At 65.2% G+C, this 15,613-nt stretch carries 12 protein-coding genes and 1 tRNA gene; 6 read left to right on the top strand and 7 right to left on the bottom strand.

Annotated elements, in window-relative coordinates; all coding sequences use genetic code 11:
• Window positions 1-6 precede the first annotated feature (6 nt).
• The 4 genes from der to IQ35_RS03875 all read left to right on the top strand — a co-directional run bounded on the left by der (window position 7) and on the right by IQ35_RS03875 (window position 3,172).
• Window positions 7-1,374 carry a ribosome biogenesis GTPase Der gene (gene der, locus IQ35_RS03890; RefSeq protein ID WP_145072020.1) on the top strand — a complete coding sequence of 456 codons (1,368 nt, stop codon included), beginning with the start codon at window positions 7-9 and terminating at the stop codon, window positions 1,372-1,374.
• On the top strand, window positions 1,361-1,594 hold the full coding sequence (locus IQ35_RS03885; protein WP_021245745.1) for a sulfurtransferase TusA family protein: 234 nt from the start codon (window positions 1,361-1,363) through the stop codon (window positions 1,592-1,594). Before der ends, IQ35_RS03885 begins: the two co-directional genes overlap by 14 nt.
• Window positions 1,595-1,671: 77 nt before the next feature.
• Window positions 1,672-2,112, top strand: coding sequence for an Hpt domain-containing protein (locus IQ35_RS03880; protein WP_145072019.1), 441 nt, complete (start codon window positions 1,672-1,674; stop codon window positions 2,110-2,112).
• A 55-nt stretch (window positions 2,113-2,167) separates the two neighbouring features.
• The gene (locus IQ35_RS03875) at window positions 2,168-3,172 is read left to right on the top strand and encodes an LLM class flavin-dependent oxidoreductase (protein ID WP_031291563.1); all 1,005 of its coding nucleotides are present in this window, start codon (window positions 2,168-2,170) and stop codon (window positions 3,170-3,172) included.
• A 3-nt stretch (window positions 3,173-3,175) separates the two neighbouring features.
• Here IQ35_RS03875 and IQ35_RS03870 read toward each other — a convergent pair whose 3' ends face one another.
• The gene (locus IQ35_RS03870) at window positions 3,176-4,240 is read right to left on the bottom strand and encodes an acyltransferase family protein (RefSeq protein ID WP_145072072.1); all 1,065 of its coding nucleotides are present in this window, start codon (window positions 4,238-4,240) and stop codon (window positions 3,176-3,178) included.
• Window positions 4,241-4,496: 256 nt separating this feature from the next.
• On the opposite strand from IQ35_RS03870, the gene IQ35_RS03865 reads away from it, so the two are divergent.
• On the top strand, window positions 4,497-6,155 hold the full coding sequence (locus tag IQ35_RS03865; protein WP_021245749.1) for an ATP-binding protein: 1,659 nt from the start codon (window positions 4,497-4,499) through the stop codon (window positions 6,153-6,155).
• Window positions 6,156-6,162: 7 nt separating this feature from the next.
• On the opposite strand, the gene IQ35_RS03860 is transcribed toward IQ35_RS03865, so the two are convergent.
• The 6 genes from IQ35_RS03860 to IQ35_RS03835 all read right to left on the bottom strand — a co-directional run bounded on the left by IQ35_RS03860 (window position 6,163) and on the right by IQ35_RS03835 (window position 15,293).
• Entirely contained in the window at window positions 6,163-7,620 is a 1,458-nt protein-coding gene (locus IQ35_RS03860) for an MATE family efflux transporter (protein WP_145072018.1), read from the bottom strand.
• A gap of 39 nt (window positions 7,621-7,659) precedes the next feature.
• Window positions 7,660-10,371, bottom strand: a complete 2,712-nt coding sequence (locus tag IQ35_RS03855) for a valine--tRNA ligase (RefSeq protein WP_145072017.1) — start codon at window positions 10,369-10,371, stop codon at window positions 7,660-7,662.
• Window positions 10,372-10,475: 104 nt separating this feature from the next.
• On the bottom strand, window positions 10,476-12,515 hold the full coding sequence (locus IQ35_RS03850; RefSeq protein WP_145072016.1) for an alpha/beta hydrolase family protein: 2,040 nt from the start codon (window positions 12,513-12,515) through the stop codon (window positions 10,476-10,478).
• Between the two features lie 106 nt (window positions 12,516-12,621).
• The gene (locus IQ35_RS03845; RefSeq protein WP_145072015.1) at window positions 12,622-13,116 is read right to left on the bottom strand and encodes a DUF2497 domain-containing protein; all 495 of its coding nucleotides are present in this window, start codon (window positions 13,114-13,116) and stop codon (window positions 12,622-12,624) included.
• A gap of 67 nt (window positions 13,117-13,183) precedes the next feature.
• Window positions 13,184-14,647 carry a TolC family outer membrane protein gene (locus IQ35_RS03840; RefSeq protein ID WP_021245754.1) on the bottom strand — a complete coding sequence of 488 codons (1,464 nt, stop codon included), beginning with the start codon at window positions 14,645-14,647 and terminating at the stop codon, window positions 13,184-13,186.
• Window positions 14,648-14,660: 13 nt separating this feature from the next.
• Window positions 14,661-15,293, bottom strand: a complete 633-nt coding sequence (locus IQ35_RS03835; RefSeq protein ID WP_031291565.1) for a protein-L-isoaspartate O-methyltransferase family protein — start codon at window positions 15,291-15,293, stop codon at window positions 14,661-14,663.
• Window positions 15,294-15,485: 192 nt separating this feature from the next.
• Between IQ35_RS03835 and IQ35_RS03830 the strand changes: the two genes are divergently transcribed.
• Window positions 15,486-15,559 (top strand) — tRNA-Cys (locus IQ35_RS03830).
• Window positions 15,560-15,613: the final 54 nt, after the last annotated feature.

The following is a 15,613-nucleotide window of genomic DNA, read 5'->3' as shown; positions in this document are numbered from 1 at the left end:
AACATCATGCTGCCCACAGTTGCCATTGTCGGGCGGCCCAATGTGGGCAAGTCCACCCTCTTCAACCGGCTTGTCGGCAAGAAGCTGGCGCTGGTCGACGACCAGCCCGGCGTCACGCGCGACCGGCGGGAGGGGGAGGCGCATCTCCTCGGCCTCGACTTCACGATCATCGACACCGCCGGCTATGAGGATGAAGACCCCCAGACCCTGCCCGGCCGGATGCGGATGCAGACGCAGGCGGCGGTCGCGAATTGCGATATCGCGCTGTTCCTGATCGACGCGCGCGCAGGCATCACCCCGCTGGACGAGGAAATCGCCCGCTGGCTGCGCGAAAGCCCCGCCCCGGTCGTGCTGGTCGCCAACAAGGCGGAAGGCAAGGCGGCCGATCCGGGCGTCATGGAATCCTTCAGCCTGGGCCTGGGCGAACCCATTCCCTTTTCCGCCGAACATGGGCAGGGCATGGCCGACCTGTTCCAGGCGCTCCTCCCCCATCTCGAACGCGAGGATGGCGACGAGCATGAGAGGGAGTTTTATGAGGACGATGAAAGCGCGCCGCTGAAGCTCGCCATCGTCGGCCGTCCCAATGCGGGCAAGTCCACGCTCATCAACCGGCTGCTGGGCGAAAACCGCCTGCTGACCGGCCCGGAAGCAGGGATCACCCGTGACAGTATCGCGGTCGACTGGATGTGGACCGACCCGGACGGCCTGGATCGCCCCGTCCGCCTGATCGACACCGCCGGGATGCGCAAGCGCGCCAAGGTACAGGACAAGCTGGAGAAGCTGGCCGTGTCGGACGGCCTTAACGCCGTCAACTTCGCGGAGGTCGTGGTGCTGCTGCTCGACGCCACGCGCGGGCTGGAGGCGCAGGACCTGCGCATCGCCGACAAGGTGCTGGAGGAAGGGCGCGCGCTCGTCATCGCCCTCAACAAATGGGACACGGTGGAAAACGGCTCGGCACTCTATCAGGGCATCAAGCAGGCGCTGTCGGACGGCCTGGCGCAGGTGCGCGGCGTGCCGATCATGACCGTATCCGCCACGACGGGCAAAGGACTGGACGACCTCATCCGCGTCGCTTTCGACACGCGCACGTCATGGTCGCAGCGCGTGTCGACCGGCATCCTCAACCGCTGGTTCGAGCGCGCGCTGGAGGCCAATCCTCCCCCAGCGCCCGGCGGCAAGCGGATCAAGCTGCGCTACATCACCCAGAACAAGACCCGGCCGCCGACCTTCGTGCTGTTCGGCACGCGGCTGGACGAGCTGCCGGAAAGCTACCGCCGCTATCTGGTGAACGGCATCCGCAAGGAACTGGGTTTCGGCGCGGTGCCGGTGCGCCTGACGCTGCGGAGCGCCAAGAACCCCTATGCCAACCGATAGCGCCGCGCTTTCCCCTGCCCCCATCCATGTGAACGCGCGCGGCATGAAGTGCCCATGGCCCGCGCTGCGCGCCGCCCGCGCCATGCGCAGCGCCGACGCGATCGTGATCGAGGCGGACGATCCTATCGCGCCCGGCGAACTGGAAGCGCTTGCCCGACAGCAGGGCTGGGCTTTCCAGGCGCTGGACGGCGGACGCTTTTCGCTCGCCCGCCCCGCATAGGCAGGCATCGCGCGCCTTAACCAGCTATTTACATGGTTTCCCTAGGGTCGTTCCGCTTAAGCAAGGAGTGGTGAGAGGTGTCCTACGACGATGCCGAATTGGTGAACCGGCGGGAATTTGCGCGGGCGCAATCCGAACTCGGAGCGGCGTTCATGCGGATTCTGGGTTATTTCCGCGAGGATGGCGAAAAGGCGGTCAGCCTGATCGAACAGGCTTTCCGGAACCGCAGCGCCGCCGCTCTGGTCGGTCCGGCCCACAAGCTGAAAGGGGAATCCGCCCAATTCGGCGCCCATCGGCTGAGCGCCATGGCGGAACGGATTGAAATGGTCGCCCGCCGCTGCGTCGAATGTCACGAAAGTCCGGAAGAACTGATCGAGATCGTGGTCGCCCTGCGCCGCTGTTTCAGCGAAACCCTGATGCTGCTGGATGGGGAAGCCAATCCCCCGGCCATGCGGAAACCGGTTCCGTTCGGCCGCCGACCGACCGGAACGGCAAGCGGATTTGGCAGGGCGGGCTGAACCCGTCGAAATTTTCGTATTGAAACAAAACTGGTCCTGTCCCCATATGCAGACCATGACCCGTCTTTCCCTGCTCGATCTCGTCCCCGTCGCTGAAGGCAGCGACGTCGCGACCGCCCTTTCCCATGCCGCCATGCTGGCCGCCCATGCCGAAGAGCTGGGCTATCGCCGCTATTGGGTGGCCGAACATCACGGCATGGCGGGCATCGCTTCGGCCGCGACCGCCGTTGTGCTGGCCCATGTCGGACATGCGACGTCGACCATCCGCATCGGCGCGGGCGGGATCATGCTGCCCAACCATGCGCCGCTTCTGATCGCGGAACAGTTCGGGACGCTGGCCGCGCTCTTTCCGGGGCGTGTCGACCTGGGTCTTGGCCGCGCGCCCGGATCGGACCAGCGCGTCGCGCAGGCGATGCGGCGGACATTGACGGGCGGGCCGGACCAGTTCCCCCGCGACGTGATGGAGCTTCAGGCCTATTTCGCGGACGACCCGCGCCTGGGCATACAGGCGACGCCCGGCGCGGGCGCGGACGTGCCGCTCTGGATATTGGGTTCCAGCCTGTTCGGGGCGCAGCTTGCCGCCGCGCTGGGCCTGCCCTATGCATTCGCCTCGCATTTCGCGCCCGCCGCGCTGGACGAAGCCATCGCCATCTACCGCCGCGATTTCCGTCCCTCGGCGCAGCTTGACAGCCCTTATGTCATGGCGGGCTTCAACGTCTTCGCGGCCGACACGATGGACGAAGCGCAGTTGCTCGCCACATCGATGCAGCAAGCTTTCGTCCGCCTGCGCACCGGCCAACCCGGCAAGCTCCAGCCGCCCGCGCGCGGCTATTATGAAACGCTGCCCGTCCAGGCCCGCATGATGCTGGACGATGTGCTGAGCGTTTCCAGCATCGGCACGCAGGCCGATGTGGAACGCGATCTTACCGCCTTCATCGACCGGACGGGCGCCGATGAAATCATCGTGAGCGGCCAGATCTTCGATGCGGCGGCGCGGCGGCGCAGCTTCGCCATCGCCATGGCCGCCGCCCGGGCGATCGACGCGCGGAAAGCGGCCTGACCCTTAGGTCTCGCGCAGCCGGCCCCCGCTCAGGAACGCAGCCGCGCCGGGCGCCACGCGGCTGAGCAGCGTGCCCAGCAGCACCACCGCGGCAAGTATGAGGAAGGGCTGCGCGATCAGGTAGAAGGGGTAGAAGGGCGATCCCATCTTCCCGAACAGCATCCCCAGCAGCGGCCCGCCCAGCCAGATCAGGATCAGGTGGACGCAGAACAGCAGGAAAGCATAGGGTTCGATCTTCAGCAGCAGCCCGCGCGCCGGACTGGCCGCCAGCGCCCAGGACAGCCGCCAGAAGAACAGGGCGGCCGCGATCCGGACCGCCATGTCCAGCGCCGCGCCCGGCACGCCGGACGGATCGGGACCGGGCCGCAGGATGAGGATAAGCTGAAACGACATCAGCAGGATGAAGGGCACGGCCGCCGCCGCAAAGGGCAGCGCCGCCGTCCGGTCCGCCAGCGTTCCACGCCGCGCCAACATGCCGATCACGAAAAAGAACAGGATCGACGGCCGCATCAGCACCGGCGGTCCCAGTCCCGTGATCTGGCAGGCGAGCGCAATTCCCGCCACCGTCATCAGCAGCCAGCGCGGCAACCGCACCAGCAAGGGCGCGGCGAGCATGCACAGGAACAAGTCGCGCAGGAACGGCATCTGCACATTGATGTCGGGATTGCGGCTGACGATGAAAAGTTCCTGCACGATCCATTCCGCCGAATGCGGCACGGGCGCGAGCATATGGAACAGGAAGGCCGCGCCGGACACCAGCAGGATGCCCAGCGCATTCCACGTCAGCATGGGCAGCAGGATGGTCTGCATCTTGCGACCGACATGGCTGCCCCAATCCCGCGTGCGGGACGAACCGCTCACCAGCCAGCCGGAAATCAGCCCCAGCAAGGGCACCGCGCTATGGCCGAAAATCTCCATCAACACCCAGCGGAGGCTTTCCTGCGACGTGCCGCGGAGCTGCTCCAGGTCGGCGCCGCTCAATCCCGTCCACGCATGGACATAGACCACGCCCAATATGCACAGCACCCGGGCGATGGAAATGGCGTCCGACTGGCGCGCAGCGTTCATCGTCAATCTTGTCTGCACGCACGCTCCTGATCGTTACGCATGTTCAATGCCCTGACGCAACTCCGGTTCCTCCCGCCTGTCCGCTCGCAATCCGATCCGAAACGGACTTTCCGCAACCCGCGCTTAACCCGTTTGCGCCATGCTGCCGTCATGTCCGCGCGCCTCGCGCTGCATAAGCCTATCTTTACCAATCGGCGCTAGCCTCCTTCTGTTTGCCGGAAGATGAACCGGCCTTTTCGGGGGGTAGGAAATACAGATGAGCTATATGCCGGACGCTGCCCATTTCAAACCCGCCGCCGCGCCCGTTCCCCCGTCCCTCGTCGGCCCGGTCGGCATGGTGTTCGAAGCAGCCGGATCGAGTTCCAGGATCATCCTCGACGCTGTCCGCCTGGAACAGCTTTCCGAACATGACGACCCGTGCATCGCCATGGCCGGGCAGGTCGGCAGCCAGGTGAAGATGCGCGTCGGCCAGAGCTGGCTGATTGCCAGCATCCGCGCCATGGCGCTGGATCGCGACGGTAACGGCACCATCGTCGCGGACATCGATTTCCTGGGCGAAGGCGAAGAAGAACCGATCACCCGCTGTATTCGGAATTTCCGCCGCGGCGTCACCCGCTATCCCCGGCCCGGCGCGGAAATCCACCCGGTTTCCAGCGAAGACATGCGGCAGATCTATGCCGCCGCCGATCAACCGCATGTGCAGATCGGCACGGTCTATCCCACCACCGACACGCGCGCGGCGCTCTATGTCGATGCCATGCTGGGCAAGCATTTCGCGCTGCTCGGTTCCACCGGCACCGGCAAGTCGACCAGCGCCGCGCTGATCCTGCATCGCATCTGCGACTTGTCGCCGCAGGGGCATATCGTCATGATCGACCCCCATGGCGAATATGGCGCGGCCTTTGCCGCCAATGGCGCCGTGTTCGACGTCGGCAATCTGGCGCTGCCCTATTGGCTCATGAATTTCGAGGAGCATTGCGAGGTGTTCGTGACGTCGCAGGGGGCGGAGCGCACCGTCGACAGCGACATCCTCGCCAAATGCCTGCTCGCGGCGCGCTCGAAAAACCGTCTTGCCGAAAGCATCGGCCGCCTGACGGTCGATTCGCCCATCCCCTATCTGCTGTCGGACCTTACCAACATCCTGCAGAACGAGATGGGCAAGCTGGAAAAGGGCACGGGCGCCCTGCCCTATATGCGGCTCAAGACCAAGATCGACGAAATACGGTCGGACCCGCGTTATTCCTTCATGTTCTCCGGCATGTTGGTGGCGGACACCATGCAGGACTTCCTCGCGAAGATATTCCGCCTGCCCTCCGGCGGAAAGCCGATCTCCATCATCGACGTATCCGCCATGCCGTCCGACATCACGTCCGTCGTGGTGTCGGTGCTCTCCCGGCTGGTGTTCGACTATGCGCTCTGGGCGCGGGACGAGCCGCAGCGGCCCATCCTCCTCGTCTGCGAAGAAGCCCACCGCTATATCCCCAGCACCACGGCCGGATCGGGCCAGGCCGTGCGCCGCATCCTGGAACGGATCGCCAAGGAAGGCCGCAAATATGGCGTATCGCTGGGCCTCATCACCCAGCGTCCGTCCGACCTTGCCGAAGGCGTACTGTCGCAGTGCGGCACCATCATTTCCATGCGCCTCAACAACGACCGCGACCAGGCTTTCGTGAAGGCCGCCATGCCCGAAGGCGCGCGCGGCTTCCTCGATTCGATCCCCGCGCTGCGTAATCGGGAGGCGATCATCTGCGGCGAAGGCGTCGCCGTGCCGATCCGCGTCGCGCTCGACACGCTGGAGGAAGAACGGCGTCCCGCGTCGGGCGACCCCAGCTTCACCGAGTTGTGGCGCGAAACCGGAGGCGAGGCCGACATACTCGACCGCACCATCACCCGCTGGCGCAGTCAGGGGCGCTGAACCCGCCTCATCCGGCCGGTGCGATGCGTCCGGCCGGTTCGCTTTCGGCATGGACGGATTCGCGGCATTCCTCCTCGTGCAGCGGCACGATCAGCTTGGCCTTGCGCCATCCCCCGTGCAGGTAGACGGCGGCCGCCAGCGCCAGCGACACGCCCGATCCCACCGGGAAGCTGTACCACAGCGCATTCGCGCCGATATGCGGATAGGTCCAATAATAGAAGCCCAGCCGCACGCCGAACAGGGTGAAGATCAGGATCAGCAGCGGGCGCACCACCACGCCATTGGCGCGCATCACGCCGAACAGGATCATGACCAGCCCGAACAGCATGAAGCTCCAGCTCGCGCGAAGCTGCATCTCCCATGCGGCAGCGCTGGCAGCTTCGTTGCTGCCGAGGAACAGGGCCAGCAAGGGTTCGTGGAACAGCAGGATCACGGCAATCATCGCGCCGGTGATCGCAAGCAGATAGAGTATGCCGTAACCGGCGATCCGGCTGATCCTGTCCCACCGTCCCGCTCCGATATTCTGCGCCGCCATGGCGCTGACCGCCGCGCCCATCGCCATGGCGGGCATCTGGAGATAGGTCCAGACCTGCTGCGCCGCGCCATAGGCCGCGGTAATGAGGAACCCTTCGCGATTGACGAGGCCGATCATCACGAGGCCGGAGGCGGACATGACGATCATCTGCAATCCCATGGGCAACCCCTTGCCCATCATCACCCGCACTTCCTCCCACGCCGGACGGAGATAGGCGATCTCGCGCCCCCTCAGGCGCAGCGGCAGGTCCTTGGCATAGCTGTAGCAGACAAGACCGATCAGGCTGGCGAAACCCGCGATTGCCGTGGCCGCCGCCGATCCGCCGATGCCCAGCGCCGGAATCGGCCCCAGCCCCAGGATCAGCACCGGATTGAGCACCAGATCGATAGCCACGCTGACGATCATGAAGATCAGCGGCGTGCGCGCATCGCCCGTGCCGCGCAGGCCCATCATCATCATGACGCTGAGCAATGTCGCCGGCATCGCCACGAAGATGACACGCAGATAGACGAGCGCGAGATGAAACGCCTCCGGCGGCGTCGCGAGCAGGCGCAGCAGGGCGGGACTGCCGATCCACCCGCCGATCGCAACCGCCATCGCCAGCACGAAGCAGAAGCCGATGGCCGACCCGAAGGCCCGCCGCGCCGCGTCCACATTCCCCGCGCCCATGGCCTGCGCGACCATCACCGTGGACGCCATGCCAAAGCCGAACACCACGGAGAACATCAGGAACATGATGATGTTCGCATTGGCCGTCGCCGCCAGCGCCTGCGCGCCCAGGAAGCGGCCGACCCAGATCGCGTTGATCGATCCGTTCAGCGACTGGAGCACGTTGGACGCGAGGGTCGGAATGGCGAACAGCAACAGGGTCGATGCGATCGGTCCCTGTGTCAGATCTTTTCCGCTCTTGCCCGCAGCCGCCGTCGCCATCCTGCCATCCCCTCTTTTTTATGCCGGCAGGATAGCCGATCAGCCGAGCCGTTCCAGCGCCGCTTTCAGCTTTTCCGCTTCGGCGCTCTTTTCGGCGTGGTCCTCACGGGCCTTGGCGACGGCTTCGGGCTTCGCCTTCTCGACGAAGCTCGCATTGTTCAGCCGCCCGGCAAGCGCATTCCGCTCCTTCTCCGTCGCGTCGAGCGCCTTGGCGAGGCGCGCTTTTTCCGCCGCGATGTCGATCACGCCTTCCAGCGGCAGGATGAAGGTCGCCTCGTCCACGACGATCTGCGCCGCGCCGCCTTCCTGCGGCTCGCCGAAGGACAGGCTTTCCACCCGTGCCAGCCGCGCCAGCGCCGCGCCCTGCCGGTCCAGCCGCCGCCGCGTCTCTTCCGAAGCGTCGCGCACCAGCGCCTTCATCTTCGCGCCCGGCGGCACGTTGAGTTCGGTCCGCGCCGCGCGGATGGCGCTCACCAGCCGGATCAGCCAGTCGATCTCCGCCTGCGCCTCGCTGTCCACGGCGTAAAGCGCCTGCGGCCATTGGGCGACGATCAGGTCGTTCGGGCGCGGGTGGGCGGAACCGGACATAGCATGCCATAACTCTTCGGTAATGAAGGGCATGAAGGGGTGCAGCATGACGAGGATCTGGTCGAAAGCCCAGCCCGCGACGGCGCGGGTTTCCTCATCCATCTGGCCCTTGGAAAGTTCGATATACCAGTCGCAGAACTGGTCCCAGACGAAGTGGTAGATGGCGTTTGCCGCCGCGTCGAAGCGCAGTTCCTTCATCGCGGTGTCGATCGCCTGCACCGTCGCAACCGTCTCCGCGACAATCCAGCGGTTGACGGGCGCCTGCGCCGACGGCGCTTCATGGCTGGCGGATGCGCCCACGCCATTGGCTTGCAGGAAACGCGCGGCGTTCCACAGCTTCGTCGCGAAATTGCGGTATCCCTCGACGCGCTTCTCATCCATTTTCACGTCGCGGCCCTGGCTTTCCATCGCCGCCATGAAGAAGCGCAGCGCATCCGCGCCGAAGCGGTCAATCAGACCCAGCGGATCGACCACATTACCCTTGGACTTGGACATTTTCTGCCCATCCGCAGCCCGAACGAGGCCGTGGAGGTAGAGCTTGCGCCACGGCACGTCGCCCATGAACTCCAGCCCCTGCATCGCCATGCGCGCATCCCAGAAGAACAGGATGTCGAAGCCCGAAATCAGCAGGTCGTTGGGATAATGCCTGGCAAGCGTTTCGGTCTGCTCCGGCCAGCCGAGCGTGCCGAAGGGCCACAGCGCGGAGGAGAACCATGTATCGAGCACATCGGGATCACGGATCAGCTTCCTGTTGCCCGCAAGAGCCTGCGCCTCGCCCTCCGTCTCCGCGACATAGGGGGTGCCGTCCTCGTCATACCAGGCCGGAATCTGGTGCCCCCACCAGAGCTGGCGCGACACGCACCAGGGCTGGATATTTTCCATCCAGTTGAAGAAGGTCTTTTCCCACGTCTTCGGCACGATCTCGATCCGCCCGTCGCGCACCGCCTGCATCGGCGCGACGGCGAGCTTTTCGGCGTCGACATACCATTGGTCAGTCAGCCACGGTTCGATCACCACGCCCGAACGGTCGCCATAGGGCGTCTGGATCGTGCGCGGTTCGAAGTCGGCCTCTTGCGGTTCGCCGTCCTTGTTCTTCGTGACATGCGGCACCAGCAGGCCCAGCCCCTTCATCTCCGCGACCACCAGTTCGCGCGCGCCGTCGACGCCATCCCTGCGGAAACGGTGCAGGCCAAGGAAGCGATCCGGGATCAGGCCGTCCGCCGTCTGGATCACATTGGCGTCGGCATCGAACATGTTGAGCATGTCGGCGGCCTTCATCCCCGCGCGCTTGCCAACCTCGAAATCGTTGAAGTCATGGCCGGGCGTGATCTTGACCGCCCCAGATCCCAGTTCCGGGTCGGCATGGTCGTCCGCCACCACCCTGAAGCGGCGGCCGGTGATGGGTTGGAGAATGTCCTTGCCGATCACATCCTTGTAGCGCGGATCGTCGGGATGCACGGCCACCGCCATGTCGGCCAGCATCGTTTCCGGGCGGGTGGTGGCGACAACGATATGATCCGACCCATCGGCCAGCGTCACTCCGTCCGCCAGCGGGTATCTGAACCGCCAGAAGCCTCCATTCGTCTCCTTCGTCTCGACCTCAAGGTCGGAGATGGCGGAGCGGAAATGCGGGTCCCAGTTCACCAACCGCTTGTCGCGATAGAGCAGGCCGCGCTTGTGCAGTTCCACGAACGTCTTGATGACGGCCCGCGAAAAGCCCTCATCCATGGTGAAGCGCTCATTGGCCCAGTCCATCGAGCAGCCCAGCCGCCGAAGCTGGCCGGTGATCGCGCCGCCGCTCTCCGCCTTCCACTCCCACACCTTCGCGACGAAATCCTCGCGGGTGAAGTCCGTGCGCTTGCTCCCGGCGGCGTTCAATTGCCGCTCCACCACCATCTGCGTCGCAATGCCCGCATGGTCGGTGCCCACGACCCAAAGCGCATCCTTGCCGCGCAGCCGCTCGTAACGGATCACGATGTCCTGCAACGTATTGTCGAGCGCATGGCCGATATGCAGGCTGCCCGTCACGTTCGGCGGCGGATTCACGATGGTGAAGGGTTCCGCGTCGGGCCGTTCCGGGCGGAACAGGCCATTGCTCTCCCAATGGGCATACCAGCGGGATTCGATTGCGGCGGGGTCGAAGGTTTTAGGCAGTTCAGTCATGGGAAGGCGCCTTAGAGCATCACGCGAAAAAGTGGGAACCGGTTTTTCGCTTTACGCGATGCGGCAATCAAAAAAACGCCCTCCCTTTACCATTCAAGCCTTCTTTACTTGCGCGTCCACTTGTCCAGCCAGGACAGCGCCTCATCATACCATTGCAGTGAATTGCGAGGCTTGAGCACCCAGTGATTTTCATCCGGGAACACCAGCAGCTTCGACGGCACACCGCGCCGCTGGAGCGCGGTGAAGGCCGCCAGTCCCTGCGTATAGGGGATGCGGAAGTCCTTTTCGCCGGTCACGACCAGCATCGGCGTTTTCCACGCGGCCACATGATTGACCGGGTTCCACTTCTCGAACTCTTCGGGCTTTTCATAATAGGGGCCGCCATGTTCCCATTCATCGAACCACAGCTCCTCGGTTTCATAGGCCATGGCGCGGGCGTCGAACACGCCGTCATGCTGGACGAGGCATTTGAAGCCGTCCGGCCAGATGCCCGCGATCCAGTTCATCATATAGCCGCCATAGCTGGCCCCCAGCGCGCAGGCATTGCCCGCATCGACATGGGCATCCTTTGCCGCTGCCGCCGCCAGCCCCAGTTTCAGGTCTTCCAGCGGCTTTCCGCCCCAATCCTTGTTGATGCTGTCGGTGAACGCCTGGCCATAACCCGTGCTCCCGTGGAAATCGACGATGACGGCGGCATATCCATGAGCCGCGAAAGCCTTGGGATTCCAGCGATAGGACCAGCTGTCGTTGAAGCTCCCCTGCGGACCGCCATGGACAAGGAAAGCCACCGGCAGCTTGCCCGCAACCCCCTTGGGCTTCACGATCTGACCCCAGACGGTATCGCCATTCGCGCCCTTGAAGCTGAACCGCTGGACCGACACGTCATCGACGCCCGCCAGCTTGTCGGCGTTGACGCTGGTCAGGCGCATAGCCTTGCCCTGGGCCGGCATCTTCCAGAAATCGGCAGGCGACTGGATGCTGTCGAGCGCATAAACGAAGCCGCCATCGGGCAGCGGCGTCACGCTGCCGACATGGCCCGCCTGCGTCAGGCGCGTGACCTTTCCGGAGGCGACATCGACGCGAAAGACGGGATGATCCAGCACATCGTCAGCGGTGACGAGGATGCCCTTGCCATCCGCTTCCCATACGATCGACGCCACGGAGCGATCCCATGCTTCGGTCAGCGCCTTCGTCTCGCCGGTCGCAATGTTGCGGAGCATCAGCACCAGCCGGTCAGCCTCATAGCCCGGACGCTTCATCGCCGCATAGGCCAGCCACTGACCGTCGGGCGACACCGCAGGCATGGTGTCGGCCGCGTCATTGGCGTCGGTCAGGTTGATCGGAGCGGCGCTGCCATCCGCCGGGGCCGCGAAAATATCGAGGTTGGTGGAAAGCGGTTCGATCCGCCCTGCTTCCCGCAGGGCGAAGAACAGCGTCTTGCCATCCCTGCTCCACGCAATTTCTTCCGCTCCGCCAAAGGGCTTGGATGGGCTATCCCCGACAAGGCCACCCATCACAGACACTGCCTTGCCGCCCGGCTGCCCGCCCGACAGGGGCATGACGAAGATCCGTGACCGCTGGCCGTCCGCCCATGTGTCCCAATGGCGCACGAACAGTTGCTCATAGACGCGGCCCGTTCCCGCACTTGGCGGGTCGGCGGGCTTTACATCGTCCAGCACCTTCGCGCCCACCGGCCGGTCGGCCCAAAGCGCCACTTTCTGCCCATCGGGGCTGAGCAGATAGCCGGAAACACCGCCCGGCGCCCGGCTGACCTGCTCCGGCTGTCCGCCAGCAAGGGCCACGCGCCAGAGTTGATCGTCACCGCTGGCGTTCGAAACGAAATAGAGCGATGCGCCATCCGCCGAGAAGGCAGGTGAAGCCTCATTTTTGTCCGGGTTCGACGCGATCATTTTCGGCGCCTGCCCCTTGCGGCTGATGTCCAGCAGATACAGGTCCGTGCGTCCCCGATTACCCGACAAATCAGTGACGCGAAGCTGATAGGCCAGCCATTTGCCGTCGGGCGACGCCACCGGCGCGGAAATGCGGTTGAGACCGACCATGTCGCTCGGCGTAAAGGGTCGCGCGACCGCTGGAGCCTGCGACAATACCAGGACAGCCAGTCCGGCAAGCAATATATGTTTCATGAATGGTCCCTTGCTATCGGACGGCGCGGGCTTTCATCCGTGCCGCCATGATGGAAGGGTATTAGGCCGACAATACAGCGTCGGCAAGAACCGGAGAGCCGCCTGCTCAGCGTCCGGCGATGCGCTGGATTTCCTTCGCCACCATATCCTCGACCAGCGCGGGCAGGCGGGCGTCCAGCCATTCCTTCAGCATCGGGCGCAGCATCGCGCGGACCAGCCCTTCCAGCGTGTTCTCGCCGCCGTCCTTGGGCGTCACCAGCATGGAGGACAGCGCCGACAGCGAATGACGCGCGGCGACTTCGCTTTCGACCGACAGGATGCCGTCGCCTTCCACCGCTTCCGGAGCGGCGGCGGCGGCGGATTTGGAAACGGGCATGGGTTCATCCTCCATCCCGACCTGGTCGGTCAGTTCCAGCACTTCCTCGATAGCGGGTTCGACCGCCGGGGCAGGCACGCCCAGTTCGACCGGCGCTTTCGCCGATTCGCCCCGGCCACGGCGCGGCGCGGCCTGCTGCGCGGCTTCCTCGCCTTCCTCGGCGATGATGCGCTTGATGGAGGAGAGGATCTCTTCCATCGAGGGTTCCTTGCTCATGTCGCCCATGGACGTCCCCTATCGGCTTTCCTCAGCCCGGCCCGCTCTTGAACCCGTGCAAACAAAGCCCGCCAGCTCAAGGCTGTTCGGCTCCTTCCTGCACATTGGCGTTTTGCGCGGGCGTGTCAACGGTGCGCGTCGCCTGCGGGACAGGCGCGCGGTCATAGTCCCAGTCGAACCATTTGCCCTTCACCCGGTCATAATTGACCATCGGATCGTAAAGCGCGCCGCCCTCCAGCCCCAGGTCGCGCGCTTCGGCATGGCCCATGGCGGCGAGCAGGGTGAAGCCCGCGACATAGGCGTTGCGCCGCGCGGACACCAGTTCCACGCGGGCGTTCAGCGATTCCTGCTCAGCGTTGAGTATGTCGAGGATCGTGCGGCTGCCGACCGAATTTTCCGCCCGCACGCCTTCCAGCGACAGGCTGGCGGCTTCCACCGCCTTCTGGCTGGATGCGATGGTCTGGAGCGAAGCCTGCCAACTGGCATAGGAGGCACGCGTCTGCGCGATGACGCCGCGCTCGATCTCGATCTGCTGCTCCATCGCCTGCGATTCAAGCGCCTGGTTCTGCCGCACCTGCGCCGCCGGACGCCCGCCCTGATAGAGCGGGAGATTGATCTGGACCCCCGCGACAGCCTGCTTGTTGATCTGCGTGCCCGTGCTGTTTTCCAGCGAATCCAGATAATTGGTGTAGCCCGCCTGCGTAAAGGCCGACAGGCGCGGCGACGTGCCCGCCCTGGCGACCTTCACATCGTAACGGGCAGCCTCGCTCGCCTTCTTCGCCGCGAGGATGTCGGGATTGTCGCTCAGCGCCACCTGCACCGCTCCCATAGGCGAATCGGGCAGGCCCGGCAGAGCGGGCGGCGGCTCCAGATTGTCCGGGACATCCCCTACCAGAGCGACATAGTTCTCCCGGCTGGAGATCAGGTTCGCTTCGGCGGTCTGGAGGTCGGACCGGGCAAGCGCCAGCCGCGATTCGGACTGCGCGACATCCGTGCGCGTCACGTCGCCCACCTCGAACCGATCGTTCGTCGCCTGGAGATTGACTTCCAGCACGTTCACATTGGCGCGGTTCAGCGACACGATCGCGCTGTCGCGGATCACGTCCATATAGGCCGCGACCACTTGCGAGAAGATGCTTGCCTCCGTGCCGCGCAGGTTCGCCTGCCCCGCCTCGACCCGGACCTTCGCGGCCTTGACGCCGTTCCGCACCGCGCCGCCGGAATAGATCGGCACGCTCAATTGCGCGTTGGCGTCGATGGTCCGCTGCGGCGAGGTGAAGCTGATCGTCGGCTTCAATATGCTTTCGGAATAGCTGCCCGTCGCGTCCAGCGCGGGCCGCCCCGCCGCCTTTTGGATCGGGACATTCTCGTCCGTCGCCCGCTGTCCCGCCCGCGCGCCGGTCAGCGTCGGGTTGGAACGATACGCCTTGACGAGCGCGCCCTGCAACGTCTCGGCCCATGCCGGGCCGGTCATTGCGGAGGACACCAGCAGCAAAGCCGTGGCAGCGCAGAGCCGGATGGAGGATAGCTTCGCTGTCATGGCGTCCCGTCTTCTAGAAGGTAAATCGCTCCGGCTCGGCGAAACCGGGCAGGACGGCCATTTCCATGTCGGCCAGCCGCGCCAGGCCCAGCGCGCCCGCGACCGCCCGGCCGCTGCACAGGCGCGTGACGCCGCGCTCGGCAAGGCCGGTCACGACCCGCCCGCCCTCGGCGAGCTGGGCGACGAGCGCTGCGGGCACGTTCTGCACCGCGCCGTCGATGAACAACAGATCATAGGGCGCGCCATCCGCTGCCCCGGCGTTGAGCGGCCCGCGCACGACCGTCACGCCCGGCACCGAAATCTCCGGCCCGCCTTCTTCCTCGACGGCGGTGACGCTGGCGCCCAGTTCGGCCAGCAGCGCCGCGCCATATCCCGTGGCCGCGCCGATCAGCAGCACCCTGTCGCCCGGTTCGACCTGCGCTTCCTTGAGCAGCCGCCCCGTCGCCACCGGCGGATTGAGCGCCCGCCCGTCCCACAAGGGGACCGCCCGGTCGATATAGGCCATGGCGCGGCGCTCGGCGGGCAGGAAGTCCTCCCGCGGCACGCGCGCCATCACGGCGATCACACGCTGGTCGTCCACATCGCTGGTGCGAAGCTGGCTCTCGACCATGGCGGCCCGCATCGATGAAAAATTCTGCTCGGTCACGACGATTCCCCGCTTGGCATAACTGTATTGACAATGCAATACAGCAAGGCGTTCACCGGACCTCTAGATCAGCGCAAGGCCCACGCCAAGCGGCTTTGCGCCGGACCAACCCAGATTCTTGGCTCTCCCGCCCACGACCGCGCTTGACTTTGCCGCCAAAGCCGCACATTTGCCGCCCCCACCACCCAGGACGGCCCGATGGCGGAGTGGTGACGCAGCGGACTGCAAATCCGTATACGCCGGTTCGATTCCGGCTCGGGCCTCCAGTATCCTGTCAGCAGACGTGTGCTGATGGTTGAAAAAACCTTAGATTTCCGCTG

The organism is Sphingobium wenxiniae (assembly GCF_007830065.1).
GTDB lineage: Bacteria > Pseudomonadota > Alphaproteobacteria > Sphingomonadales > Sphingomonadaceae > Sphingobium > Sphingobium wenxiniae.
The sequence above is the reverse complement of the archived record's forward strand: the minus strand, read 5'-3'. Positions and strand labels throughout refer to the sequence as shown.